Below are 25,372 nucleotides of genomic sequence, written 5' to 3'. Positions count from 1 at the left end.
CAAGCCAGAACGTCAACGCACCAACCTATCTTCACCGGCCAACATCAGCGCCCCGCTGTGTCTTTCCGAATGGCATCGACCGTGCGCGAAACTATAGCATCCACGCCCAATTGGCCGAGTTGGGCGCTGGAACGATGCGGATCGCCACCATAGACGCCATCTGCAGGGCCCAGCTTCGGACTGGCTTGAAGCGCGCTCAGCCGCACCATCTGCGGAGCGACAGCGAGCTGCAGGGACGTATCGGCCAAGCCCGCATGCGTGCCGATCTCATCGTCACGATAACCACGCTGGCGCAGGATCTGGGCAAAGCCATCCGACGAGGCGTCGTAATACTCCGGCGGTAGGATGGCGCGAGCATTCGTGCCGACCCAGGTCTTGTTGAGATGGGCCACGACCTGTTTCAGATCCTTCTGATAGCCGCCGTGATCGCCGAGAAAGACGATATTGCGGAAGCCGTGCACAGCAAAACTGTTGGCGGCCGATTCAAGCAATTTCTCGAACACATCGTCGGGAATGGTGATGGTGCCGGGAAAGCGCATGTGCGAAGTAGGCGGCGCGTAACCGCCTTCAGGCACATAGGCAACCACTGGCGCTACCAGCGCATTACCCAGTCGCTGCGCAATCTTGTCAGCAAGGTATTCGGCGCGCACGTTGTGCTTGCCCACAGCGACATACGGCCCGCTCTGCTCTGTGCCGCCAATGGGAATGATGATGGTGGTTTTACCGGCGCGGATCTGATCGCGCAGCTCCGTCCAGGTCAGGTTTTGCAGCTGCACGGTTTGCTGCGCTTGCGCCAGCGAAGCATGCGTGGCGATCAGCAAAACGACTGACGCAATAACACGTCGTAATGAATGATGCATGGTCAGCAGATATAACTTCATCTAAGTGGCGCGATATGTTTACACGCCATCTCTTTTCATGCACCTGCCATGACGTTCTTGCCCGCGTTTTGCCTTAGAGCCTGCCTGCGATTTCCACGTGGCCCGCGCCGGAAGCTGTTTGCTCGCAAGACCAGGAGGAGCGAGGGCGCGTATGTCAATACGTAACCGAGCGAGGACGCAGGATGGCGGGCAAACAGACCCAGCCCTTCGCGTTGTGTCTGAGCGGTCGCCATGCGGCAGCGCGCGGGTTGACCATACAGCGACCACCTGGCGACCGCTCAGACACAACGCGGGCTACGTGGAGATCGCAGGCAGGCTCTTATTCGTTCTCGGGAATGGCCTTGCGGAAAATCTCTTCCCAATACGCTACACGCTCCGAATAGGCCTCACGCACGGATTCCGGCTGATCGTCCTGCAGACTGCGCACCAGAGTGATCGGGAACGTGGCAGATGCCAGTTGCCGCCACGTATCGGCCGCATCGCGAAGATGGCTGTGGGATGAAAGCAGCGCGGCGATGACCTGCTGATCCACCATTTGTTGCGCGCTCAGCGCCATCACGCCTTCCAGCGCCATATCGGTGCGCTTGGAGATAAACGCCGCCGCCTCACCCCAATTCCTGAAGCTGACTTCCATGGACGGCTCCTTGCTTGATGGGGACAGCCCGAGACTAGCACCAAGCACAGCATGACGATGTCATGGAAATGTCGAATCCAGGCTGTGCCGGTCAGGGTTCGCCTTCCCAATAATCCAGGCTGTTTTCGGATCGCTGAACCCATTGGAAACGAGCGCCATCTGGCCCGGCTGCAATCGTTGCGTATTTGCCAGAATCGGGGTACTCGACCAGCTCGGGTATCTCCCGCGTGCTGATCGAAAGATATTTCAGCGGGGCATCCGAGGTGTTGATGATCTGGTGCGGATACGCCGGCCCCGGCGGAATGAAGATCACATCACCCGCTGCGATCAGCAGCATCTCCCCGTCGACGCGCAATGTTCCCGTCCCTTCCAGCACGATGAACATTTCTTCCTGCGTGTAGTGGAAGTGATACGGGCAGGAGCGCTTGCCCGGCGCAACCGTATCGATCGAAGCGCCGAGCTTGCTGGCTGCAGTACCGGTACCCAACCGCGCACAAACCGTGTCGTAAAGCGGACCACGCGACTGGTGTTCTGTCGCTGCGGTATTGACGTTGCGAATCAGCTTTTCGGCCAGCACGCGCGCTTTTTCCGTCACACCATTCTCCTTTCAGCGCAGTTGGCTGTCCTTGCTACCGCGGCGGTTATAAAGACTGGTGTTGCGCTCGGCATCGTGTGCTTGCTGGCATGATACGCACAGACGCACCCCGGGCACGGCCTCGCGCCGTGCCGCGGGAATGGGCGCATCACATTCCTCGCAATGCGTCAGTCCAGGGCCTTTGCGAAGCTGACGCCGCGCACGCTGAACCGCATCGCTGACCGTGGCATCAATCTGATCCTGCACGGCGCCGTCGCCGGCCCAACCGGTAGCCATGGGGCCTCCTGAAGCTCTACTCGTACTGGCAAGCGCCCTATTTTACTCGCTATGCAGGCAGCCTGCGGCTCTACACCGTTTCTGGCTCTTTTAGCGGCTCCCAGACGTGATCGGGATAGAAACGCTGCATCATTCGCTGCACATAGGCCACTAGATTGGGCCGTTCGACGAGAATCCGTCGCAAAGGCGTATCGAAGAACGGGGTCAGGATCGAGGCCAGTACACCAAACGCGAAAGCATCCACGCCAGTCAGCCGCTCACCCATCAAATAGCTACGCTCGCCCAGCAACTGCGCCACGGTATTGATGGAGCGCTCACCCAGACTGGCAATCTCCACCGCCGTATGCCGCCCAATGCCATGCGAGCGCAAATCAGCGTCCCTGCGCGCCTGCATGTCGCGACGCAGTTGCTCACGTTCCTCCTCAGGAGCGCGATCCGCAAAATGCGCGGGGCCTTTGGCGAAATTCTCCGGAACGATCCAGCGGAACCAGACCATGGCAAAGTAAAGGTGATCTTCCAGCAAGCGCTCGATCGCCCAGGATTCGGCCCGCTGCCGCGCATCGAGCCCCTCGTCCAGGTCCGCGCCGTACTTGCGTTCAATATGCGCGCGAATAAAGGTGGAATCCGGCACCACTTCACCATCATCGACGATGTAAGGCACCTTGCCCTTGGGTGCCAGCGGAGGAATCGTCGATTCCCGCTGATACGGCAGTCCCGCCATCTGCAATTGCACTTCCGTCTTGATCACGAAAGGGCTCGTTTCCGGCATAAGAAAACCGGGGCGGGTGACATACAAAGTGATGGATGACAGAGACATGTCAGCGCTCAGCAAAGGAAGGAAGGCTTAGCGTGAACCCCGCCTACTGACAACGTCTTGTCAGCAGCCCCGTTCACGCCACGCCAGCACGTCCGGCGGAACCAGGGCAGCAAGATCCATATCCACGGCATGACAGGCATCAAGCGTGTCGCCGAGCGACTTCGCATAACGCGGATCACACGCGTCCGGCGGAAGATTCAGTGCCTGCCATTCAATCATCGCCAGCATCCGCGATGACCATTCGTAAAGCTGATCGGCGCGCTCGGCAAAACGATGACGCAACCACTCCCGCAACGGCGCGTGCAAGGTATAGCCATAACGCTCAGCAATCCGGCTGGCGAACACGCCCACTTCATCGCCAATGCCGCGAAACCATTCGGTATGACCACCCGCTGCCTCCGACACCAGCAGCGGCGCCGTAGCCCGGTGCTCCGGCCAGCGCTCGATCAGCAACCGCTCCATACGCCGTGCATCGGCCAAGCGCGGCGTCTCGATCAGCATGCCGGCCTCCAGATCGAACAATGCGAAGAAGCGCGGATGAAAGCTGCGAAAACGCTGGATCGGGTCGTGAGTGAAACCGACCTTGGTCAGGTCTTCCCCGAGACACGGCAGCACGTAGACAAACGTTCGTCCGCGGCGCGAGGTGCGCCATGGTTCCGGATCACCAAGTTCATCCAGCTCACTCACGGACGCTCCGACCTTGCAAAGGTGGCTCGACCCACACTTGCTGACCGGCAATACTGCGCCGGTAGTCGCACCAGGGATAAGACATTGAATAAGGCATCATCCAGGGGCAGCTTGGTCTGTGTCGGCATCGGCATCACGCTCGGCTCGCATATCAGCCCCCTCGCCCGCAGCCATATCGAACAGGCTGACGTCATTTTCATGGGTGTTTCCGATGGGGTGGTGGAGCTGTGGTTGAAGGGCATGAACAAGGACGCCCGCAGCCTGCAGCCCTACTACAGCGAAGGCAAATCACGGCTGGATACCTACCGGCAGATGGTCGAAGCCATGATGGCCGAGGTACGCATCGGCAAGCGGGTATGCGGCGTGTTCTATGGCCACCCAGGGGTGTTCGCGTGGGCCCCGCATAAGGCTATCGAGATCGCGCGGCAAGAAGGCTATTCCGCCCACATGGAGCCCGGCATCTCTGCCGAGGATTGCCTGTATGCGGACGTCGGCATCGATCCCGGCACCTTTGGCTGTCAGCATTTTGAAACAAGCCAGTTCATGATTTACCAGCGTTGTATCGATCCAAGTGCCTGGTTGATCCTGTGGCAGGTGGGTTTGGCTGGTGACAAGACCAACCGTCGTTTCGCCACCGGGCCGGCTTATCGGCAGGTATTGGTGGACGTCCTGGCACGTAACTATCCACTAGATCATGAAGTGATCCTCTATCGGGCAGCAACCCTGCCGATCCAGTCACCTCGCATCAGGCGGCTGACACTTCAGGCATTGCCCCAAGCTGACGTAAACAGCCCCGATACCCTGGCAATACCCCCTGCCCGGAGCATCCAGGTCGATATGGACATTCTCAGACGACTGGATGCCCTGGATCGCGAAGCGGCCGAGAGCTGAGCCTTCCGTGCCCGAGGTCTACCGCGCCAGAGATCTTGATAATTGTGAAGGCCCATCGTGCCGACCAGCCGATCGGCAGGGGACGTGAAGCCTTGCCACGTGGGACGCTCCAGCAAGATATGATGCGCGCACCCCACGATTTTCGAACGTGAGCTACGGGGTCGTTGGGGCACTACAAGATAGCTTAATAAAACAGGGGATTAACTCGATGTCGAGTGTTATCGATTTTCTGGAAAGAATGGGTAGCGAAGCGCATTGGCGTGATGCCCCCCAGGACGAAATTGAGCTGGCCCTGGCCGACGCGGGAATCGACGCGCCTATGTGCAACGCTATTCTTGCCGGGAACATCGCCGACGTACACGCTTTGCTGGGACAGCAGAAATTGATGGGTGATCAGCTTCCGAATCCCGAGGAAGAGCCACGGCCACCGCAACCCGATCCTGGCAAGGAAGAGGAGAAAGAAGAGGAGAATGCGACTGGTGACGAGAGCAAGGCACCGAATGGTACCAGCGACTCGTTTTCCCCTTCATCAAGTTCCTCGCTGTAACTGGAACGATGAGCGCTACCGGCATCAGGCGCCGGATGTGCTTGGCAGCAGTCATTCTGTTGCTGAGCACTTTTGTGGGGGCCACGGCTGCAGCCACTGCCCCTGCAGACGATACCGCGCAGCTTTTTGCTCGCGCGGACGCCATCAAGATGCTCGACAACGCCAGTTATGTAGCGCTGATGGAGCAGTTGGAACTCAGAGCCACAACCCTGTCTGACGCAGATAAATGGCATTTACGCTATCTAGAAGCCTGGCAAACCGCTTACCTCGGTCAAAACGACAAAGCCACCGTGATGCTCGAGGCGATTGCAAAGCAAGCAACCAATGATAATTTGCGGGAAAAAGCCAGAGCGACCTTGATGAACATTCTGGGTCTTGGCCACCGTTACGAAGAAGCGTTTGCGTACATGGATCAGGCACTCGACGACCTTCCTAACGTCAACGTTAGCCAAACGCGGCAGCAGGTACTGGGTGAAGCCGCGCAATTACTGATTGAAGCGGGCCAATATGACCTGGCGATCAATTACGCCGACCAGCTCCTGCTCATCCCCGATGCAAAGCAGTACAGCTGCATAGGCATGCGAATAAAGTTGGGGGCGGAATTCCTTGAGGGCCCGCACACTAACGAACTCCTTTCCCGACTCGAGAGCGCCGCCGACGCATGCGTTGCGGATCACAACATACTTTCAGCCGACTCGCTTCGACTCTACATTGCGGCCCTCAAGATTGAACAAGACAGGAGCAATGAAGCCATTGCGTTGCTGCAAAGCAGCTATGCCGGAATGCTAAAACTCCAGTATCAAGACCAAGCATCTCAATACGACCTATTGCTCGCGGAAGCCTACTGGAAACAAAACAACGTCGCACAGGCGGAAAAATACGCAGTAACAACAGTTGATCTTGCTTCAAAAGGCCACTTTGCGGAGCCGCTGAGCCGCGCTTATCAGCTGCTGTATCAGATCGCGCGACAAAAAGGTGATCTACGTGATGCGTTGATGTACCACGAAAAATACATGAGCGCCGACAACACGCATCTCGATGACACGCGTGAAAAGGCGCTCGCGTATCAGGTCGTCAAACAGCAAGTAGATGCCAAGAAGATCGAGCTCGATACGCTAAACAAGCAGAACAAGATCCTACAGCTGCAACAAGCGCTCGATCACAAAGACATGGAAACGAGCCATCTCTACATTGCCCTGCTTCTGACCATCCTTGCCTCAATCGCTTTCTGGCTGTACCGCCTGAAGCGTTCCCAACTCCGCTTCATGCGTATGGCTCGTCATGATGGGCTGACAAATATCTTCAATCGCCAGCATTTTGTTGAAGAAGCAGATCCGGCCTTGCGCCAAGCCGCCAAGTCCATGCGCTGCGCCAGCCTTGTACTCATTGATCTGGATCATTTCAAATCGATCAACGACAACCACGGCCACATCGTGGGTGACCATGTACTAAAACGAGTCGTGCACGTTTGCCAACGCTACCTGAATTCCAACGATATATTCGGCCGACTGGGTGGCGAGGAGTTCGGCATTCTGTTGCTCGAATGCACGGCCGAGGACGCCATTGAACGTGCTGAACAAATTCGTCGCGCCATCTATGCCGCGTCCAGCGATGAAAACCCTGACATCCCGGTGTCAGCCAGCCTTGGCATAGCCTCAACAGCCCATCACGGCCATGATTTGCGTCGTCTTCTGGTCGCTGCAGACGAAGCGCTTTACCGTGCGAAGCGGGATGGACGAAACCGAGTTGTGATAAACATCTCTGGTTACAACGGAGCAGGCTTCAACACGACCGGCACCGATGAGCGCAAAGCGACTGACCATACATCCAAAACCCGACCGGGCAGCGAACCATTCAACTACGCCACCGATAAATGAGCATCCCATGCACCGCAACGAGCGCAGATTCGAATGTTCGCCCTCACTCAACAACCACTTTTGACTAACCCAGCTCTTGACCACAAGTCGGCTGATTGTCACCCGCTGACACTACCAAATCCATATCTCGCAGCACACTCTTCAAGCCCCCAATATGCTCTGCAACGGCAGTAAATGCCGGAAGATTTCGACAGGGATTGTCCTACTGATCGCAATGTCTATGAGCACGGCGGGAGCCTCTGCACCCCCAGACGAGACAGCGCAGCTTTTCGCCCGCGCAGATCTCGTCAAGATGACAGACAACACTACCTACATCAGATTGATCGATCAGCTCGAACATCAATCATCAAAGCTGTCTGATGCGGACAAATGGCATTTGTTCTATCTGGAAGCCTGGCAAACTGCTTACGTCGGCCAGAATGAAAAAGCCCGCCCGATGCTGGAAGACGTGGCCGAGCATGCGCCCGATGATGATTTGCGGGAACAAGCCAGAGCCACCCTGATCAATATCCTCGGCATTGGCCATCGCTACCAGGAAGCCTTCTCCAACCTTGATCAGGCGCTCGACGAACTCCCGCGTATCAGTCGCGCCAGCACGCGGCAGCATGTACTGGCGGAGGCTTCGCAACTACTGACCGAAGCAGGCCAATATGATCTGGCGATCAATTATGCAGATCAGCTCATCCTCATACCCGCAGCAAGCGATTACCGCTGCATAGGCATGAGCATCAAACTGGATGCAGAATTTCGTAAAGATCCGCATGCTGATGATCTCCTTTCACGGCTCCAACGCGGCGTCGACACATGTGTCGCAAACCATGTCCTGCTTTCAGCCGATACGCTTCGGGCTGATATGGCACGCGTGAAGATCGATGAAGGCAAAGCAGGCGATGCTATTGATCTGCTGCAAAGCGCCTATGCCGACATGTCTAAACTGCAGTACCAGGATCTGGCATCTCAATATGACGCGTTGCTCGCAGAAGCTTACTGGAAGCAAGGAAACACCCGACAAGCAGAAAACTACGCGATAGCGACAGTGGACCTCGCCTCAAAAGGCGACTTCATGGAGCCGCTGATCAGCGCCTATCAGTTGCTTTACCAGATTGCACAGCAAGAGGATCATCTCCGCGACGCACTGATGTATCACGAGAAGTTCATGATGGCGAACAGCACTCATCTGGACGACATACACGAAAAAGCACTCGCATATCAGGTTGCCAAACAACAGTCAGATGCCAAGAAGGCCGAACTGGACGAACTGAGCAAGAAAAACCAGATCCTGCAACTGCAACAGTCGCTGGATCACAGGGAAGTGGAAACCGGCCGCCTTTACATCGCCTTGCTTATTGTCCTGCTGGGCTCCATCGCCCTTTGGTTATATCGGCTCAAACGCTCTCAATTGCGCTTCATGCGCATGGCGAGCCATGATGGGTTAACGAGCATCTTAAATCGGCAGCACTTTTTTGAAAAAGTCGAACAAAAATTGGGCCGGGCTACCGACTCCGCGCAATCTGCCAGCCTGATTCTTATCGACCTGGATCATTTCAAATCGATCAATGACACGCACGGCCACGCCGCGGGAGACCATGTCCTGACACGTGTCGTGGACGTATGCCAGCGTTACCTGCAAACCACTGATGTGTTCGGACGACTGGGTGGCGAGGAATTCGCCATCTTCTTGTCCGGCTGTACCGCCGAAAATGCAATCGAACGGGCCGAGCAGATTCGCCGCGCGATCCATGACACATCCCGTGAGGAGAACCAGAGCACTCCTGTTTCGGCCAGCCTCGGCGTGGCATCAACAACGCATCACGGCCACCATTTGCGCCATTTGCTTGCTGCCGCGAACGAAGCGCTTTACCAGGCCATGTACGGAGGCTATAACCGCGTCGTCATAAACATCGCCAGCCACAGCGAAGCGCACCCGGGCGGGGCATGTATCAATAAATTCGCTGTATCCCACGGCAAGCCTGGTGCCACACAAGATGGCGAACCGTCTAGTTGCGCCGCCGATTCACAAGACTGACAAAGTGCGCACTGTCCCGGCTCGTTGGGTTACCCCCGGATCAAGTCCGGGGTAACCTAACCCGCGGACCGCATCGCCTATGTCGCAAAGGAGTGTCTTCGTGCAACGCCGTGAATTTCTGCGCCAAGCTGGCGCGACTCTGGCTGTAGCATCAACAGCCGCCCTTGCTGGCTGCGCCCGGCAAACGCTAGTACCTGCCGCCACGAAACCGCCACTTGCGGCCCAATTGGAATCAGGAGTGGCGCGGCTCGCGCCGATCCGGGCGCAAACGGACCGGATCACCGGCATCTATGTCTGTACGCGGCCTTTTCGTGCAGCCGGTCCGCGCATCGAGATGGAGACGCTTGGCAACAAGACCATCGTGCATAACTACGGGCACGGTGGCAGCGGCTGGTCGCTTTCGTGGGGTTCTAGCACGCTCGCTTTGCACATGGCGCAGAGCACCGGTGTGCACGAGCTTGGCGTGATCGGCTGCGGCGCGCTGGGGTTGACCTCGGCTCTTCTGGCACAACGTGCTGGCCTATCCGTACGCATTTACGCGAAGGCGTTGCCACCCGATGTATTTTCGATGCGTGCCACCGGTCTGTGGACACCGGATTCCCGCATCTGCGATGCACAACATGCGCAGGCTTTCGGTGACCGTTGGGAGACTATGGCGCGTACGTCCTACGGCATGTACCAAAGCATGCTTGGACTGCCCGGCGACCCGATCGAATGGATCGACGGCTACCATCTGCCGGACATGACTCATAGCCAACAAGGCGAAAGCGTTTCCGATGAACCCGACTACGGCGACTTCAGCGAGCGCATCCGCGATCTGACACCAGAGACCATCACTCTTCCTGTCGGCAGCACGCCATTCCCGCAGCCAGTGCGGCGCTTTACCATCATGATGTTCAACATCACCACGTATGCGCGCATGCTGATGTCCGACTTTCAGCTGGCGGGTGGAAAAATCATCGTGCGTGAATTTACGCACCCTCGCGAATTGCAAGAACTGCCCGAACGCACGCTAATCAACGCCACCGGCTATGGCGCGAGAGCCCTGTTTAGCGATGACTCGATCATTCCCGTGCGTGGCCAGACAGCCCGGCTGATTCCGCAACCGGAAGTCAATTACGCGCTGAGTGCTCCACGCCTGAATGTGGTGCCGCGTCGCGATGGTTTACTGGTGCAGGCATTTGCTGACACCGGCAGTTTCAACAACAGCGATTTGACGCCCCATCCCGAAGAATCCGAAGCGGCTGTACGGCAACTCGCCGGTATCATGGCGAGCATGCGAAGCGCATAAATGTTTCCCGTTGCCCCACCGCGATAACAGAACGACGGTGCTGCACAGAAAAAAGGGAGGCGCCAAGACGGCACCTCCCTCTCGCGTCGTTCATTTACTTGCCTGCATCCTGCCCTTTGGTCAGGTCGATCATCGGAATCGATCCCGCACCCACAACCTGGGGCAGAATGCCGTTCCAATGCTGCAAGCCGTAGAAGTGCGCGTACTCCGGATTGCTCTTGAGCGCCTCGCCGACTGTTTCGATCGCCTTGGCCTGCGCTTGCGCCTGCAGCACCGTAGCCTGTGCTTCACCATTGGCGCGCTCCACCGCAGCAGTCGCTTCGGCATTGGCGGTGACGGTTTTCTGCTCGCCCTCGAACTTCTTCTGGGCCACCGTATTTTCCGCCTGCACGGCCAGGTTCTTGGCACGCACGGCCTCCTCGATGGATTGGTCGAAGATCGGCGAATAGTGGATGCCCACCAGCTGCACGTCGATCACATCCACATTGAACAGGTGCCGTAGCGCATCGCTGATGTCCTTGCGCATCTGTGCCGTGATCTGCGCGCGCTGGTCCGAAATCGTCAGCGTGTTGTATTGGGCAAAGGCTGCCAATGCGCGATCCCTGACGACGGGCAGGATGGTCGATTCGATATCCAACGAGCCGGCGCGGCCAACGTGATACAGCAGGTTCATGACCGCTGAGCTGGGAATCTGATAGATCAGGCTGACGTCGATGGTCACTTTCTGGTTGTCGTTGGTATACACATCCAGTCCGTTGAGTGTGTACACCGAACGGCTTGTCTGCAGGCGGTCCACGGATTCGAAGAACGGCACCTTGAAGTGCACGCCGGTGCCCAGTGGCGTGGTCGTCATCGGCGTGCCGCCCATCCAGCGCGTACCGGCCTCCTCACTGGGAGAAACCACGAATACGCTGTTTAACAGCAACGCCACGACGACCAGGATGGCAATCGCGCCACCGATACCAAAGCGACCGAGCGCGCTGCGCGGGTCTCTGGAAGGCAAGTTGAGCATGAATCATCTCCTCTATGCGGTAACGAACGAATACGACGCAGCAGGCACCACACTGCCGGTACTGGCAGCCTGGGCGCTGACGATGAACAAACCAATCATCTCGGGCTGCACGGAGGCAGCAGCAAGGACAAGGGCATGTGGGAGGTCATCCAACGTCCGCGCGATGCGGAATGGATGTCCATGCAAAGGTATTCATGATTTTCTCCCCTGAGTCGAGAAGCATCCTGGCGTAAAAAGGAAGGGGTTGCGAGTGGCGGGCGCCACACTCCAAAGAAGGGGTGCTACGTTGGCCTGGCTGCGTCATGAAGAGCACGCGCGGGCACTGCACATTGACGTTCCACGTCGATTTCACTCCAGCAGACCGGCGTCTGCTCCAGTGGCGCCATTATCCTCCTTTCCAGGGAAAGGCATGCTGCGCCTGCGGAAAAATTGCGAAGAATTTACGCGGTGGCCGATCCGCGCATATAGCCCCTTTACCGGAACAAGCAGGAACATGCGTCATCCGCAACGCGGCAACACGAGCCTGCCAACGTGACCATCATGATTGTTCAAGGGCCGCACACGACGACCCGCTCCCTCAGCAAGGAACTGCTTGGTCATCTGAAGCAACTGGCCCTGTCTGCCGGGCGCACCGTGGAGATCTGCACCTGCAGTGGCATGCGCGAATTCGTGGCACGGATTCGCTCGGCCCGCTCCCAGACCACGGAGTTCATGCTGCTCGCTCCCGGCAATCTCGCAGAGCAGGCGCAGACGCACCCCGAATCTGGGCTTAGCGATGCGCTCGATGCGCTGCCGATGCCGTATATCGAAGTGCAGGACGACTGCGACAGTGCCCTGGAACCGGCCGACCTTTCCAGGCACGGACCGCTGGCAACGGTAGTCATCAACGGCGACACGGTGGCCAGCTATCGCATTGCATTGGGTATCGCCCTCAGGCGGCTGAACGCTGCCTTGTGACAACAGCGTTGCATACGGCAGACTGCCATGCATGCTTGTCCGCCCTGCTCGCCCCGAAGACGCCCTGGATGTCGCGAACGTCCACGTTCGTTCATGGCAGGCGGGGTATCGGGGCTTACTCCCTGACGTTTACCTCGACGCACTGCGTGCAGAAGACCGCGCTCAGCGCTATGACTTTGCGACGCAAGATCCACGCAAGCCCGCAACCCTGGTAGCGGTCACAGACGGCACTGTTCGGGGATTTGCCACGACCTCACCGGCTCGCGATAAAGACACGCCGGAAGACGGCGAACTGTGCGCGCTCTATGTCGATCCCGACTACTGGGGAACCGGCATCGGTGCAACCTTGATCAACGCCGCACGCACTTGTCTTTTCGAACAGGGTTTTCGCCAGGCCGTGCTGTGGCTGCTCGCTGGCAATACACGAGCCGAACGTTTTTACCGCAAGGACGGCTGGCTGCCCGATGCACGAAAGCGAACCGACGTGGTGTGGGGCATCACGGTCCATGAAGTGTGTTACTGCAGAAGGCTCGACGCACCACTGCCCTCACCCTGATCCGGTGATCACCCAGCGTCAGTCCCTGGTACGCATGTGACGCGGTGAGTCAGGCCGACAACGTTATCACTCGCAGACCGTCTGGCGGCCAGTTGTCTTCTCGCCAGGCCATGCCAGAGAAAACAGATACTTCCATGCACTCCTGAGTGACGGACTCAGGCAACCGGTCGATCTTGCCGCGCATCGCCGCTTGGCGCGCTTCCTGCTTACCTTTTTCATAGAGGCATTCCATGCCATGACAATCGCAAGGTGGCAGGACCATGTGGCAATCGGACGCTCAGGGGGGAGCGGTGGCAAGGCGCAAAGACAGCGGCATCCCAATGATCTCCGGATTGCCCTGGCAAGCCGGCATCATGCTGGGTGTGACAGGTTATATCGCGGTGCGCTACGGCCTGGGCTGGTGTATGTCGACCTTTGGTGGCCCCGAGAGCCAAGCACTGGGGAGCGCGCTTACGGACGGCGCCTACGCGCCGATTGCATGGCTGTTGCTCGGCGCCTGCTGGGTTGCTGCACTGGTTTCCTTCCTGGACAACCGCCGCCGCAAACATTTGCTGGGCGCACAGAATGGGCTGACCGCGCTCAGTGCGATGGATTGGCGTGAGTTTGAAATGCTGATCCGCCGCGCCTTTCGCTTGCAGGGTTACAGCGTGCGTGAAGCGGGATTGGTCGACACCGATAGCGGCGTCGACCTGATCTTATGTAAAGACGGCCAGACAACCTTGGTGCAATGCCGGCAATGGCGCACCCGACTGGTGGACGTCAAGCTGGTGCGGGAGATGTATGGCTTGCAGGTTCACCACCACGCGGATGCGGTGAAGATCATCGCCATCGGCAACTATACCGACGATGCGCAGCGCTTCGTCAACGGCAAGCCCATCGAACTGATTTGTGGCAGTGCGCTGCTGGCCATGGTGCGGGAGAACCCGCAGCCGGCATCGATTCTGTAATCAAGCCGGACGCGAAGACATCGCCTGTGTCTATGGCGCAGGCAAAGCCTTCAAGATATCCCCGCAAAGCCTCTGCATGACAGGCATTGCCTGATAAAGGTTGTCATCGCCCGTTGCACCCTTCATGGCGCTGGCGGCCGCACCGGCTTCCTGCATCAGCGATGCCACCACCGACGACGTCACGGTGCCGCCGCCATCCATGTGCGCCTCAATCCGTATCTTCATCGCATCCACCTGCCTGGCAAGACTGCCAAGGCGGGTTTGAAGATGTGAATCCTGAGCCCGTTCGGCGGCGTTTGCGCACTCGGTTGCGCAGATCGCCACTTGGTCGCGGAGCGCGGTCAAATCCGGTGCTGGACTATTGTGCGTATTCATCATGCTTCCTACCGTGCAGTACCGACGTCGCCCATGATCACAGCCCTTTCAAACCGACGACCATATTGACTACCTTTTCAGCGGCCGATTCAAATTCCTCAAAGCTGATCTCCCGGGCTTTACGTCGATCAGCCTCGCTGAGCTGGCCATTCACGATTTCCTCGATCAGCGCATCATTGGCTCGCTTGACGCCCATCAGCAACACAGCTGCGGGCGATGCCGGATGGTATGCACCGTGGGGATCGGCCGCGTTCGCCTGCTGCGCGTCATCGCAGGCTTTCAAGTTCGCCGCCACCAGCGATTGGTAAACGATCGCCTGATTCACCAGCGCCTCGCGTGCCGCAAGCTCGTCGGGACCATAGCCAAAACCCAGATAAGCGTGGATGTCGGATGCACTGCTCTGTGCATCAATCGGCTGAGTGGTGCAGAACCGGCTGTCCACCGCCCGGGCAAGTTGTTCGATCCCGTCGCTGACCCGATTTTCCTGCTGGGACTGTCGCAGTAACTTGGCGATGGCGGATAACGAGCCGCCATCGCTGATCGTCGTCTGGATACCCTCTGCAAGCGAGGAAAGAGGCGCATCCAGACCACTCTTGTCTGCTGAACCCGCCAAAGGCTGTTCACTTGCTGCGGCGGCTGAAGCGCTCGTGCCGACCGTTTTCTTTACCGATGACTTGGCAGCACGCAGGGCAAAAGCAGATTGGACCGAGTTCCTGACTGCCTGCAGATTGTTGGCGTCCTGATGCAGGTCGGACGTGATGTCCTGATCTGGATTTTTGGTCAGTGCCGAAAGCGAATCCAGGTATTTCGCGAGTATCTGAATGCTGGCCGTGTCGGCTGAAAAATCGCCGGCAGCCAGCGATACGTATTGGAAATTCGTGTTCAACGGATTATCCGTATATCGGGAAACACGTTTCCAGTCCGCGGAGCTCAACGCAGGCGCACACGCCTGCGCGGCTTGGCTGGGACAGAAAAATCCATTGGCCGTCACAGATCCCGCAGCAGGATGACAATGGAATGCACCGTTTGAATCTCGGTGACAGGCTTCCGCAACATATGCGTCGCATGCGCGTGGAAGCGCTCCGCCGACGCGTGGCAGGCGCTCGATGGCCAGAGGTAGCGCGGTGGGATCATCGACGCCCGGAGCAGTCAGCTGCTCGCCCGGCGAGAGCAAGGGACATTGCGGATCGACGGCCCAGCGAAAACTGTTGTACGCCGTATTGGCGTCTACCAGATCCTTGTAAAACTGCCGCGTCGAATCGACCGCTTTCTGCGATGTCTCGACAAATGAAGCCGCCGCCTGCTCCTTGACCACGCGTTCACCACACGCCAGAAGCAAGAGCATGCACGTCAACATGGCCAGATGGCGAAGAACGAATCCAATTCGCATACGCATCCCCTACGCCCAATGCGCTCATTTTGCATGAGGCTGACCAAAGCAGCTACCGCCTGGATTCACCTGCGCCGATGCAAAGATCAAAGCGAGGCAACATGACGTGCCTCGCTTTGACCGTAAACGAAGCCTTCACTTATGACGCAACGAGCGCCGGTGCAGCGGCACTCTGGATGGCGTCGATCAGCTCCGCATGATCGTAAGCACGCCCGCCGATGCCCCAGGATCCTTCCGCTGCATAAACGATATTGGTCCAGATATGGTCTCGCCGCAGTCGCCCTTCGGCGGCTTGCTCCACCGCAGTGGTGGCCGCTTCGATGAACGCCTGCTTGGCGTCAGCTGTCGCCAATGCAATCCCAGGCAACGTGAGTTCGATAAAGGCAGCGGGCGCCGGTTGACCGCCGGCGAATACATGTCGTTTCGGCAGCACGTTCAAGCTGCCGATCACATTGGGAGTCATGAAGGGGTTGCCATCGAGCTGAGCGGCGGCGAGCAAGGCGCGGGTCAACTCGGCGAAAACCCTGGCTTCGGCTTCGGCGGACAGCAGGCTTTCGGGCACGGTAAGCGTAATCGGCATGATGCATTCCTCGGGTTGGGTGGTGGCCGGTCGTGCTATAAATACCAAGTGCTCTCTATACCTTACATACCGATCACTCTCTTTACAAGAGAGCAATCACTCTTTATTGGAAGACCGATGCGCTACTCAGCCGAACACAAGCAAGAAACCCGCACCCGGATCCTGGACGCTGCCAGTCAGGTCTTTCGCAGGGAAGGCTTTGGCGGCTCCGGCATCGATGGGCTGACCAAGGCCGCGGGCGTGACCAACGGCGCGTTCTATGGGCATTTCAAATCCAAAGGCGAGGCGTTCCGCACCGTCGTCCTCGCCGGGCTCGAACAGTTGCGCGAGGCGGTCGCTGGCTTGAAGGCCGATGCCGGAAAGCGCTGGGTGAAAACCTTTATCGACTTTTATCTGGGGCCCAAGCGCACCTGCGATATCGGTGAAGCCTGTGCCCTGCCCACCTTTTCGCCCGAAATGACACGTGCCGACGCCGATACACGGCACGCTTACGAAGCAGAGCTGCTCCGCCTGATCGATGAAGTGTCTTCGGGCCTGCCTTATCGTCTTAGCAGCGAGCGCGACGAAAAAGCCATTGCCCTGCTCGCATTGCTTTCCGGCGGCGTGACACTGGCGCGCGCCGTGCCTGACCCCGAACTGTCCGAACGCATTGCCAAGGCAATCACCAAGCAGGCCATGACGATGACCGCGTCGCCCCCTTCGAAGCCGAAGACGGCATGACATGTACGCGTCGCATGGCGCGGCACACCCCCCAACCACCAGGAAGGTTCATGGACAAGCAGCGCATCTTCTTTACGTCGCGGTGTCTCGTCTTGCTGACGATCATGCTGGCCTCGCTGAGTACGACCTCCGCGTATGCAACACCGCCCGCAGCGCCCCAGCCCATCACCCGCACGGTACTCGAACAACGCCCTATTCCCGGCACGGATGAATCCATGGAAATCATCCTGGTCGTTTACCAGCCTGGCGTTGCCGCGCCCTTGCATCATCACCCTGTTGCCGGGCTCAACTACATTCTCGATGGCACGGCCGAATCCGCTTATGGTGACGATCCGCCCAAGCTCTATCACGCGGGCGATACGCTGCAGGATCAACCCCAGGTTACGCATACCCTTTTCCGCAACGCGGACAAACAAAAACCGTTGCGCTTTCTGATCTTCGCCAACGTCCACGCTAATCAGCCGTACACCATCGTGCCCTGATCCCCGAGCGTGAAGACGATGTGACGACGTATCACTGATACGGGAAGAGAAAACTGTCCGCGTCCGTGTCCGGGCAAACACGCCGACCGTCCGCGGACAACCAGCATGACCGTGCGATCACACTGAAAACGGCTTAAGCATGCGGTTTTTCAGGCATCCAGCGAGTTGGCACAAGCCTTGCCATATACCTATCGAAGGCTTCCAACACTGATCTCACGGAGAACCGCCATGAAATTCGAAACCCTGATGCTGCATAGCCTGTTCGCCGCCACGTTGCTGATCTGCGTGCTGACATTCGGCTCCATGCTCACCGCCAAAACCCCTGTTGCGCATTTCGCCGCAAGTCATGCGCCGGTTGCTGCCGCATCCGTTCATACCGCCAGCTAAAGACTGACCATCCATCACTCTCGTCACGCCTGGATACACGAAGGACGCTTCATGGGACTCGCTGCACGTTTGATTGCTAGCATGACGCTGGTTCTCATCTCCAACCTGGCTTATGCCCAGAACGATTCCATGACCATTCCTGCTTCAGGCGTGATCGGCGTGCAAGATGCGATGCTTTCACCCGACTATTGGATAAACAAACTTGCTTCGCCCGACCAGGCCATTCTGACCCGCGCCCAGATCGATGCGCAGAATGGCCGCCTGCTCGACAACGATCCGAGCATGTATGACCTCGGCAAGATCGGCACAGCGGTAACGCGCGATCAGGTCCTGGCTTGGATCACAAAGGTGTCCAAGCTGGACGACAAACCGCTCTACGATGAAAAAGACCAGCTCATTCCGCGACCAATCATCGACGGAGTGATCGCCGGCCTTGCACTGGACAAGATTCCTGCCGTCACGCAACCGCGTTATGGACTGATCGTGCACCGCGTGTCGATGCGCAACTTTCCCACCCGCTTGCGCGCGTTTCCCGGCAAAGGATTGCAGGACTTCGAGCGCTTCCAGGAAAGCACGCTGTTTCCCGGCGACCCGGTTGCCATCGTGCATACCAGTCTCGACGGCCAATGGTATTTCGTCGTCAGCCCACGCTATGCCGCGTGGGTGGAACGCTCGGCCATCGCCGAAGGTACTCGCGATGAAGTGCTTGCGTACGCACACCCAGCGTCTTATCGCGTCGTCACCGGCGACAAGGTGCGCACGGTCTACACGCCTGAAGCACCCGCCGTTTCCGAGTTACTGCTGGACATGGGCCTGCGCATTCCGCTGGACAACCTGCCGCCGGACGAGCCGGTCAATGGCCAGGGCCCGTATGTATCCTGGACGCTGAAACTCCCCGTTCGCGCCGAAGATGGTTCGCTGCATTTCCAGCCCGCGCTGCTGCAGCGGGTTGCTGATAGCTCTCCGGATTACCTGCCGCTGACGCAAGCGAACATCATCCGCCAAGCATTCAAGTTTCTTGGCGAGCGTTATGGCTGGGGCCATCTGTACAACGGTCGCGATTGCAGCGGCTTCGTCTCCGATGTCTACCGCAGCATGGGCGTGCAGATGCCCCGCAACACCGGCGCACAAGCGATCAGTCCGGTTCTGCCGCATCGTGAATTCAGCGCCAGCGACAGCCACGAAGCGCGCATGCAGGCCATTGCCCAAGCGCAAGTTGGCGATCTGATCTACATCCCCGGCCACGTGATGATGTTTCTCGGCCGGGTCGACGGACAGCCCTATGTCATCCAGGACGTCGGTGGCCTCGTGTTTCGCGACAGCACCGGCAAGATGCGCTGGACGAAGACCAACGAGGTGTCGGTCACACCACTGCTACCGTTGCTCGTCGACGACAAGCTTTCCTATGTCGATGCCATGACCAGCATCGTGCATATCCGGCCCTGAGCTTCATTACCATGATCGCCATGAGCACAGAACTCAACGAAGGCCCGTGGTATCTGTACCTGATCGAATGCCGCGACGGCTCGCTTTACGCGGGCATCACCAACAATCTCACGGCCCGTTACCAGGCTCATGTCGAAGGACGCGGTGCGCGCTACACCCGCTCGCATCCGCCTGCCCGATTGATCGGCGCACGGCCTTATGCAGACAGGTCCACCGCAAGCCGCGCGGAATGGGAAATCAAGCAGCTCCCCAAACACAAGAAAATTGGCTACCTGCAACAGAGTCAGTGACCTCAGTCCGTTGGCCATAAATTACGAAGGTAAACTTTGTAGTTTTACTTCATATGTGCCAGCATGGCGGCATGGGCAAAGACACATCACCATCGCGCCAGGCCATGACCACCGCGGCAGAACTTCGCGTTCTGCTCGGGCAACTGAGGCGCCGCCTGCGGGAAGAAGCCAGCACCGGTAACTTCAACCTTTCCCAGCGAGCGGTCATGCTCCGTCTGGACCGCGACGGCCCCACCACCGTCACTTTGCTAGCGCGCGCCGAAGGGGTGCGACCGCAATCCATGAGCACCACGGTCGCCGCACTGCAATCGGTGGGATTCATCAACACCGCCCCCCACCCCACGGACGGGCGACAAACGTTGCTCACGCTGACGCCCGCTTCCCACGCATGGATCAAAGCCAATCGCGCAGCGCGCGAAGACTGGCTGTCTCGCGGCATTCAGCGCCAGCTTTCGCCGGCAGAGCAAAAGCAGCTCGCGCATGCCGTCCAGCTACTCAAGCGCCTCGTAGAACCGTGAACGGAACGCTTGCTGCAACATGAAAAATACCTTCCGCTCGCTGCGAGGCTATAACTACCGAGTCTGGGCCGGCGGTGCACTCGTATCGAACATCGGTACCTGGATGCAGCGCATCGCCCAGGACTGGCTGGTACTCACCCAATTGACGCATAACAACGCCACGGCCGTCGGCGTGGTCATGGCCTTGCAGTTCGGGCCGCAGCTTTTACTGCTGCCACTGACCGGCTTTGCCGCCGATCATCTGGATCGTCGCAAGCTGCTGTTCATGACCCAGGCGGCGCTGGGAACCCTGGCGTTGGCACTCGGTCTGCTGACCGTGACCGGACACGTGCAGCTTTGGCATGTTTACGGATTCGCGCTGCTGCTTGGCTGCGTCACCGCTTTCGACGCCCCGGTACGCCAGACCTTCATTTCTGATCTGGTGGGCGAAGCCAACCTGTCCAATGCCGTCGCCCTGAATTCCACCTCGTTCAACGCGGCACGCATGATTGGCCCTGCTGTTGCCGGCCTGCTTATCGCGGCGGTGGGTTGCGGATGGGTTTTCATCATCAACGCGGCGTCGTTCGGGGCGGTGCTCTATTCGTTGACCCTGCTGCGGCTCGGCGAACTTCAGCCCCAGCACAAGCTCAAACGCACCCGCGCCGGTTTGATCGAAGGCTTTCGCTATGTATGGAAGCGCCCGGATATGCGGGCGATCCTGCTCATGCTCTTCCTGATCGGCACATTCGGCCTGAACTTCGCCATCTACATTTCGACCATGGCGGTTACCACGTTCCATGCTGGCGCAGGTCGCTACGGTTTTCTTACGTCCACCATGGCGATCGGCACCGTGACAGGCGCCTTGTTCGCTGCACATCGCGCCATGCCACGCTTCACGCTGCTGCCTGCTGCCGCGGGGATGTTCGGCCTGCTGCTGGCGATCGCGGCGATGCTGCCCACTTACTGGCTGTTTGGCATCGCGCTGATCGGCGTCGGCATGGCGGCGCAAACCTTCACCACCTCCACCAACAGCTTCATGCAGTTATCGGCCGAACCGGCAATGCGTGGACGCATCGTTGCCATTTTCCTGGCCATCATCATGGGCGGCACACCGTTGGGTGCACCGGTCGCCGGCTGGGTGGCTGATACCTTCGGTCCGCGCTGGGCACTGGGTGTCGGCGCTGCCGCAGGGCTCCTCGCCGCAGCAGTCGGCATCCGCTATCTGGTGATATATCGAGGGCTGCGCCTGCACGTCAGCGCCGGACGCATGCGCCTGAGTATCAACCCTGCGCAGGTCGCTGCCAGCGCCCCGCAACCGGAGCGCGATGCGGCCTGAGGGTATGCACTACCCCGGGAAGCATAAACACATCAGCCGACACCCCACCCTCATGCCGCCTCGCACCGTAGGCGACCGATCAACTATGTCCATAGTTGACAAGCCGGGAAGTCCGGGTATCTACTACATCCATAGTAGACAGGGGATGGGCAGACACCATGAAGATTTCCCTCACCGATCGCGAAGCCGATGTCATGCAGACGCTATGGGACCACGGACCCTCGCTGGTCGCTGAAGTCCGCGAACGATTGAGCGATGAGCTTGCCTACACCACCGTGCTCACCGTGCTGCGCACGCTCGAAGGCAAAGGCTACGTCGGGCACGAAGAAGAAGGGCGCGGACACCGCTACTTCGCCAGCATCAAGCAGCAGGCTGCGCGCAAAAACGCGGTGCAACATCTCACAGACAAGCTGTTCAAGGGCTCAGCGGAGCTGCTCTTTTCACACTTGGTGTCCGACCAGAAACTCAGCCCCGAGCAGATACGCCGCATGCGGGAACTGCTGGCCGAACGTTCCGACAAGGAGCAGCCGTGATGATTGCCTGGATGATGTATGCCGTCCTGGTCACGGCCACGCTGAGTGCAGCGGCACTTGCGGGCGAGCGTGCGGCAAGGGTCCGCCGGGCCGCGACACGATGGGTGTGGATAGCAACGCTGGTTTGCTCGCTGGTGCTGCCGACGGTGATTGCCACCGCGTCGATTCAGCTCCCCAGTGCCCTCAAGTCCGGTTCTGCGTCGACGTCGATTGTTCTGCGCAACACGACATCCATAGCGATACCACCGGCACTGTTCGACCTTGAGGGTGCGCAGCCGAACGCGACATCCGCTCACATCGATACGCTGGTGCGCGGCACGTGGGTGGCGGCCTCGGTGCTGATGACGCTGATCCTCGCCCTGAGCTCCGTGCTGTTGCATCGGCGTAAGCGTGGCTGGCGCGAAGGACGCCTGTGTGGCGAGCGTGTTCTGGTCGCACCCGATGCGGGGCCGGCCGTCGTCGGCTTGATGCGTTCACGCATCGTCGTGCCCGTGTGGTTGCTGCAGGCCAACGAGGCGCAGCAACAATGCACCATCGCTCACGAGCGCTCGCATCTGCGTGCACGCGATCCTCAGCTCGTCGCATTCGCGCTGGCGCTGCTGATGCTGATGCCCTGGAATCCGCTACTGTGGTGGCAATTCCGCCGCTTGCGCCATGCCATCGAGGTGGACTGCGACGCCCGCGTCCTGCTGGGCGGACATGATCTCGGTGCGTATTGCGAAACGTTGATCCACGTCGGCCAGCGCCAATCGAGTCATCTGGGTGTGGTGCCGGCGATGTCCGATTCCGCATCGTTCCTCGAACTGCGCATCCGGCACATGCTGCGTAAGCCGAAGAAATGGGCGCGCGCATCGGCGGCGGCACTGGTGTGTGCGTCGCTGGGCATCGCAGCCTTTGCAGCGCAGGTAACGCCGCCGCCCAACACCCCGGTCGCGCTGAGCAGCGACACGCTTGACCGCTACATAGGCTTTTACCAGATCAGCCCCATCTCTCTTGTTACCGTGACGCGCGACAGCAGTGGCCTCACCGTCAATATCACCGGGCAGATCGCCGCGCGGAAGCCGCTCCACCTCGTTCCCCTCGGCGAAAACCGGTTCACCGTGGAGGGCCAGGACAGCACCGTGCCGAATGCCACCGCGCACTTCGTCACGGATGCCAATGGCCATGCCTTGCGACTGGTCGCCCAGCAGAACGGGCGCGATGTCCTCGACGTCACGCGCGTCGATAAAACCACCGCCGACCGGATCAATGCCGCACTCGCCGCCCGCATCAAAGTGCAAAGGCCATTCCCGGGCAGCGATAAGGCGATACGACTGTTCCTCAGCGATCCCGACAGCGGCACCGGCATGAGTGACGATCTGGCCCGGGTACGTACCGAAAACAAAGTGTCGAGAAGGAAATTTCTCGCCGCGCTCGGACCGGTCGAATCCTACACATTCACGGGCGTCAGCAAGTTCGGCTCAGACGTCTATCTCGTCAGGCGCCAGCACGGTACGGAAACGGTGATGCTGTTAGTCGATGAGGATGGAACCATAGCAAGCGCCCTCCAATACACGGGCACTCAACCCTGGTGAGCGCTTTCCCACACAGCTGAGCCCGCTTTACAGCCGGTTTCCCCCCATGGTCCTCATGCAGAGGACCTGACCCACGCCTCACCCGCATGTGATCCACCTGTGGCCATTTCCAATGGCCGCAACGATGCCCCTGTGCCCGCACTTTCCCCAGGAGTGATGACATGAAACGTACAGCACCACACTGCACCCGTTTTCGACTGACCCATGTTGGGTTTGTGTTGCTCGCCTGCGTCGGCATCGGCTCTCTGCCTGCGCACGCCGCGGGTCTGAAACCCGACGCCAACGCCGGCGCGCATTCGATGTTTACCCTCGAGGTTATCAACGACACGCGCAGCCATATCGATTCGTTTTCGATCGCACCGACCGGGACTGATCACTGGACCAACATCGATTTCAGGGGCCCGATGCAAGAGTCGTCATTCGACGACGCGCTTGCCGTCATGCTTCAGATTCACGATGACGGTAGCTGCCTGCACGATCTGCGCACGGTGTTGTCGGATGGCCGCCGAATCGTCACCCGTCATGTCGACCTCTGCCATCTCCATGCTTACCGACCTGGTTTGAGCTTTTCCAAAGTTCAGGAGTAATCACGTGAAACGTACAGCATCACACTACGCCACCGTTCGACTGATCACTATTTGGCTTGTATTGGCGGCTTTGATCGGCATTGGTGCTCCTCCTGCGACCGCCGCTGATCTGAAGCCCGGCACCCACGCTGGCACGCTACAGGGCGCGCTCTACCGCATCGATATCCCGGCAAATTGGAACGGCGACCTGGTGATGGTGATGCATGGCTACCAGCCCGTGGGCGCACCGATAAAGACGCCGATGACGGCAGCTGACGCCACGTCCATCTTTCTCAAACAGGGCTATGCCGTTGCACAGAGCCAATATGCATCGCAAGGCTGGGCGGTGGGCGATGCCATCGCCGATAATGAACGTCTCCGCCAATATTTCATTCACACCTTCGCCCGCCCTGCCCACACCTACATTTACGGCTTCTCACTGGGTGGCCTGGAGGTGGCAGCGAGCATCGAACGCTACCAGCATGTCTACGCTGGCGCGCTGATCACGTGTGGTGCGACCGTCTCAACGCCCGACATCGTCTCGCGCGCCATCGTCACGCCCTTGGTGGCCTTCGATGCATTGATTCCGGGTGTGCTGCCAGACCTGGCTGCTCCCGACTCGCCACGATTCATCCCTCCGGCTGTCTTTGCCAAGGCACTGCAAGCGCATCCGAAGGAGGCCGCCATACTGGAAAAGCGTCTGCAGGAAACACCTGAAACGCTGCCAACGCTGTCGCTGTATTACATGACGTTGCGTGAATTCGAGCAGCGCGCGGGCGGCATGCCGGTAGACAACCGTAAGACCCTTTATCATGGCTTCGGAGACGATGATGCCTTCAATCGCAACGTACATCGCTATGCCGGCTCACCCGCTGCCATGGCCTATGCCAGCCGCAACGTCACCTTGACCGGCCGCATCAACGTACCACTGGTGATGCAATGGAACGCCTTTGACCAAACCATCCCCGCGCGATTTCATTCCGTCTATCCCGACCAAGTACGTGCGTCAGGTAACGGCAAATTACTCACTGTCCTCGCACCGGTCGGTAATGGACACTGCAACTTCACCGAAGAGCAGACCTCTGCAGCGTTCAACACGCTGGTAAGCAAGGTGGATAGCGGAGCGCATTGATCTCATCGTAGGCCACGCCAAGGACGGCATGTCGATGTGCTGCGTCGATCGAGTTAGGAGTGAGGTACAG

General features: G+C 58.9%; 30 protein-coding genes. 19 read left to right on the top strand and 11 right to left on the bottom strand.

Translation table 11 applies throughout. The annotated features are described in order from the left end of the window. Window positions 1-44 precede the first annotated feature (44 nt). The 6 genes from ISN74_RS05530 to ISN74_RS05505 all read right to left on the bottom strand — a co-directional run bounded on the left by ISN74_RS05530 (window position 45) and on the right by ISN74_RS05505 (window position 3,890). Window positions 45-881, bottom strand: a complete 837-nt coding sequence (locus ISN74_RS05530; RefSeq protein WP_229679026.1) for a creatininase family protein — start codon at window positions 879-881, stop codon at window positions 45-47. A 319-nt stretch (window positions 882-1,200) separates the two neighbouring features. After that, entirely contained in the window at window positions 1,201-1,515 is a 315-nt protein-coding gene (locus ISN74_RS05525; RefSeq protein ID WP_188798148.1) for a hypothetical protein, read from the bottom strand. A gap of 91 nt (window positions 1,516-1,606) precedes the next feature. Next, window positions 1,607-2,110, bottom strand: coding sequence for a cupin domain-containing protein (locus tag ISN74_RS05520; protein WP_188798146.1), 504 nt, complete (start codon window positions 2,108-2,110; stop codon window positions 1,607-1,609). Between the two features lie 12 nt (window positions 2,111-2,122). Continuing rightward, entirely contained in the window at window positions 2,123-2,386 is a 264-nt protein-coding gene (locus ISN74_RS05515) for a DksA/TraR family C4-type zinc finger protein (protein WP_188798144.1), read from the bottom strand. Between the two features lie 70 nt (window positions 2,387-2,456). Continuing rightward, entirely contained in the window at window positions 2,457-3,203 is a 747-nt protein-coding gene (locus ISN74_RS05510; protein ID WP_188798142.1) for a glutathione S-transferase family protein, read from the bottom strand. Between the two features lie 60 nt (window positions 3,204-3,263). Beyond that, the gene (locus ISN74_RS05505; protein WP_229679025.1) at window positions 3,264-3,890 is read right to left on the bottom strand and encodes a GIY-YIG nuclease family protein; all 627 of its coding nucleotides are present in this window, start codon (window positions 3,888-3,890) and stop codon (window positions 3,264-3,266) included. 111 nt (window positions 3,891-4,001) lie between these two features. Here ISN74_RS05505 and ISN74_RS05500 point away from each other — a divergent pair, with 111 nt between their 5' ends. The 5 genes from ISN74_RS05500 (at window position 4,002) to ISN74_RS05480 (ending at window position 10,522) form a co-directional block, all read left to right on the top strand. Then, window positions 4,002-4,781: an SAM-dependent methyltransferase gene (locus tag ISN74_RS05500; protein ID WP_229679023.1), complete on the top strand. Its 780-nt coding sequence runs from the start codon at window positions 4,002-4,004 to the stop codon at window positions 4,779-4,781. Window positions 4,782-4,989: 208 nt separating this feature from the next. After that, a complete protein-coding gene (locus ISN74_RS05495; RefSeq protein ID WP_188798137.1) occupies window positions 4,990-5,328 on the top strand; it encodes a hypothetical protein in 339 nt (112 codons plus the stop codon). Between the two features lie 41 nt (window positions 5,329-5,369). Next, window positions 5,370-7,205 carry a tetratricopeptide repeat-containing diguanylate cyclase gene (locus tag ISN74_RS05490; protein WP_203546707.1) on the top strand — a complete coding sequence of 612 codons (1,836 nt, stop codon included), beginning with the start codon at window positions 5,370-5,372 and terminating at the stop codon, window positions 7,203-7,205. Between the two features lie 220 nt (window positions 7,206-7,425). Beyond that, window positions 7,426-9,231, top strand: a complete 1,806-nt coding sequence (locus ISN74_RS05485) for a GGDEF domain-containing protein (protein WP_188798134.1) — start codon at window positions 7,426-7,428, stop codon at window positions 9,229-9,231. A 100-nt stretch (window positions 9,232-9,331) separates the two neighbouring features. Next, window positions 9,332-10,522 (top strand): FAD-dependent oxidoreductase, encoded by a 1,191-nt coding sequence (locus tag ISN74_RS05480; RefSeq protein WP_188798132.1) that lies wholly within the window; start codon window positions 9,332-9,334, stop codon window positions 10,520-10,522. A 94-nt stretch (window positions 10,523-10,616) separates the two neighbouring features. Here the strand turns inward: ISN74_RS05480 and ISN74_RS05475 are convergent, their stop codons facing one another. Beyond that, window positions 10,617-11,534, bottom strand: a complete 918-nt coding sequence (locus ISN74_RS05475) for an SPFH domain-containing protein (protein ID WP_188798130.1) — start codon at window positions 11,532-11,534, stop codon at window positions 10,617-10,619. A 531-nt stretch (window positions 11,535-12,065) separates the two neighbouring features. Between ISN74_RS05475 and ISN74_RS05470 the strand changes: the two genes are divergently transcribed. Continuing rightward, window positions 12,066-12,491, top strand: a complete 426-nt coding sequence (locus tag ISN74_RS05470; protein ID WP_188798128.1) for a type II 3-dehydroquinate dehydratase — start codon at window positions 12,066-12,068, stop codon at window positions 12,489-12,491. 31 nt (window positions 12,492-12,522) lie between these two features. Further along, window positions 12,523-13,047: a GNAT family N-acetyltransferase gene (locus ISN74_RS05465; protein ID WP_188798126.1), complete on the top strand. Its 525-nt coding sequence runs from the start codon at window positions 12,523-12,525 to the stop codon at window positions 13,045-13,047. Window positions 13,048-13,096: 49 nt separating this feature from the next. On the opposite strand, the gene ISN74_RS05460 is transcribed toward ISN74_RS05465, so the two are convergent. After that, window positions 13,097-13,279: a hypothetical protein gene (locus ISN74_RS05460; RefSeq protein WP_188798123.1), complete on the bottom strand. Its 183-nt coding sequence runs from the start codon at window positions 13,277-13,279 to the stop codon at window positions 13,097-13,099. Window positions 13,280-13,337: 58 nt separating this feature from the next. Here ISN74_RS05460 and ISN74_RS05455 point away from each other — a divergent pair, with 58 nt between their 5' ends. Further along, entirely contained in the window at window positions 13,338-13,994 is a 657-nt protein-coding gene (locus ISN74_RS05455) for a restriction endonuclease (RefSeq protein ID WP_229679021.1), read from the top strand. A gap of 30 nt (window positions 13,995-14,024) precedes the next feature. Here ISN74_RS05455 and ISN74_RS05450 read toward each other — a convergent pair whose 3' ends face one another. The 3 genes from ISN74_RS05450 to ISN74_RS05440 form a co-directional block, all read right to left on the bottom strand. Further along, window positions 14,025-14,219 carry a hypothetical protein gene (locus ISN74_RS05450; protein ID WP_203546706.1) on the bottom strand — a complete coding sequence of 65 codons (195 nt, stop codon included), beginning with the start codon at window positions 14,217-14,219 and terminating at the stop codon, window positions 14,025-14,027. Window positions 14,220-14,406: 187 nt separating this feature from the next. Next, a complete protein-coding gene (locus ISN74_RS05445; protein WP_188798119.1) occupies window positions 14,407-15,255 on the bottom strand; it encodes a hypothetical protein in 849 nt (282 codons plus the stop codon). A gap of 643 nt (window positions 15,256-15,898) precedes the next feature. After that, window positions 15,899-16,339, bottom strand: coding sequence for a tautomerase family protein (locus ISN74_RS05440; RefSeq protein WP_188798117.1), 441 nt, complete (start codon window positions 16,337-16,339; stop codon window positions 15,899-15,901). A gap of 117 nt (window positions 16,340-16,456) precedes the next feature. Between ISN74_RS05440 and ISN74_RS05435 the strand changes: the two genes are divergently transcribed. The 11 genes from ISN74_RS05435 (at window position 16,457) to ISN74_RS05385 (ending at window position 25,302) form a co-directional block, all read left to right on the top strand. After that, a complete protein-coding gene (locus ISN74_RS05435; protein ID WP_188798114.1) occupies window positions 16,457-17,059 on the top strand; it encodes a TetR/AcrR family transcriptional regulator in 603 nt (200 codons plus the stop codon). Window positions 17,060-17,109: 50 nt separating this feature from the next. Further along, window positions 17,110-17,541, top strand: coding sequence for a cupin domain-containing protein (locus tag ISN74_RS05430; protein ID WP_203546705.1), 432 nt, complete (start codon window positions 17,110-17,112; stop codon window positions 17,539-17,541). Between the two features lie 228 nt (window positions 17,542-17,769). After that, entirely contained in the window at window positions 17,770-17,928 is a 159-nt protein-coding gene (locus tag ISN74_RS05425) for a hypothetical protein (RefSeq protein WP_188798112.1), read from the top strand. Window positions 17,929-18,009: 81 nt separating this feature from the next. Continuing rightward, window positions 18,010-19,374, top strand: a complete 1,365-nt coding sequence (locus ISN74_RS05420; protein ID WP_229679019.1) for a C40 family peptidase — start codon at window positions 18,010-18,012, stop codon at window positions 19,372-19,374. A 20-nt stretch (window positions 19,375-19,394) separates the two neighbouring features. Next, window positions 19,395-19,664, top strand: coding sequence for a GIY-YIG nuclease family protein (locus ISN74_RS05415; protein ID WP_188798108.1), 270 nt, complete (start codon window positions 19,395-19,397; stop codon window positions 19,662-19,664). A gap of 71 nt (window positions 19,665-19,735) precedes the next feature. Beyond that, entirely contained in the window at window positions 19,736-20,182 is a 447-nt protein-coding gene (locus tag ISN74_RS05410) for a MarR family winged helix-turn-helix transcriptional regulator (protein ID WP_188798106.1), read from the top strand. A gap of 19 nt (window positions 20,183-20,201) precedes the next feature. Next, entirely contained in the window at window positions 20,202-21,497 is a 1,296-nt protein-coding gene (locus ISN74_RS05405) for an MFS transporter (RefSeq protein ID WP_188798104.1), read from the top strand. 158 nt (window positions 21,498-21,655) lie between these two features. After that, window positions 21,656-22,030: a BlaI/MecI/CopY family transcriptional regulator gene (locus ISN74_RS05400; protein ID WP_188798102.1), complete on the top strand. Its 375-nt coding sequence runs from the start codon at window positions 21,656-21,658 to the stop codon at window positions 22,028-22,030. Then, window positions 22,030-23,604: a M56 family metallopeptidase gene (locus tag ISN74_RS05395; RefSeq protein WP_188798100.1), complete on the top strand. Its 1,575-nt coding sequence runs from the start codon at window positions 22,030-22,032 to the stop codon at window positions 23,602-23,604. Before ISN74_RS05400 ends, ISN74_RS05395 begins: the two co-directional genes overlap by 1 nt. A 161-nt stretch (window positions 23,605-23,765) precedes the next feature. Then, window positions 23,766-24,191: a hypothetical protein gene (locus tag ISN74_RS05390; protein ID WP_188798098.1), complete on the top strand. Its 426-nt coding sequence runs from the start codon at window positions 23,766-23,768 to the stop codon at window positions 24,189-24,191. A 4-nt stretch (window positions 24,192-24,195) separates the two neighbouring features. Next, window positions 24,196-25,302 (top strand): alpha/beta hydrolase family protein, encoded by a 1,107-nt coding sequence (locus ISN74_RS05385; RefSeq protein WP_188798096.1) that lies wholly within the window; start codon window positions 24,196-24,198, stop codon window positions 25,300-25,302. Window positions 25,303-25,372 lie beyond the last annotated feature (70 nt).

This window comes from Dyella caseinilytica, from assembly GCF_016865235.1.
GTDB classification, from domain to species: domain Bacteria; phylum Pseudomonadota; class Gammaproteobacteria; order Xanthomonadales; family Rhodanobacteraceae; genus Dyella_B; species Dyella_B caseinilytica.
Note: the sequence above shows the minus strand (reverse complement) of the source record. Positions and strands in the feature narration are given on the sequence as shown.